Origin of the sequence: Lacinutrix gracilariae, from assembly GCF_042684485.1 — a bacterium.
Lineage (GTDB): Bacteria > Bacteroidota > Bacteroidia > Flavobacteriales > Flavobacteriaceae > Oceanihabitans > Oceanihabitans gracilariae.
In genome coordinates this window covers 1-660 of record NZ_JBHULM010000020.1, presented here as the reverse complement: position 1 = coordinate 660, position 660 = coordinate 1, and the positions used below count along the sequence as shown (strand labels likewise).

Below are 660 nucleotides of genomic sequence, written 5' to 3'. Positions count from 1 at the left end.
TTGTGTATGGTTAGTTGCGTGGTTAGGCAACTAAGTTAACAAACATTTACGAACCCGTGAAAATTCCGCAGGAATTTTCGCAAGTAGAGAAGAACCTAGCAATTAATTATACACGGTGTTGTGGGTAGTATTTTAATTCGTAAATACTGTTCCAAATATTATAATCATAAATCCGCTTACAGAGAAAATATAGTCAGCTGGTCTCAACTTTCTTCCGTCTTTTTGGTCAATCCGATTCGGGTCAAGTCGAAATGCAGTTACTATAAAATTATCTCCATAAATTTTTTTGTTAATCAGGTTTAAAATGAAAGATGTAAAGATTGTCAAAGGAAGTGCTTTTAGCCAAATCAAATCATTTCCATTTACAGCTTGGATTTCAGGTAAATCACGATAATTAAAATAAACAGCTAATTGAACTATTCCAATAATTCCCCAAATCAGCAGTATTCTATTATTCCAAAATCGCTTGTGATAAATGTCAAATATCAGAAAAACATAAATGAAAGGTATTACAAAATAGAAATCCTGAATCCATTCTCGGTCACACAAATCAAACACATAAATCAATCCTATAATAATATGGATTCCGATATATGCTAATAATAATGTCCAATCTATTTTTTTCAATTCAATTTCGGTTTTCGGATATTACCCACAACG

General features: G+C 31.7%; 1 protein-coding gene. It reads right to left on the bottom strand.

The window, feature by feature from the left end; genetic code table 11:
• Window positions 1–132: 132 nt before the first annotated feature.
• Complete coding sequence (locus ACFSSB_RS15420; RefSeq protein ID WP_379905915.1) at window positions 133–627, bottom strand: hypothetical protein; 495 nt, start codon at window positions 625–627, stop codon at window positions 133–135.
• Window positions 628–660 lie beyond the last annotated feature (33 nt).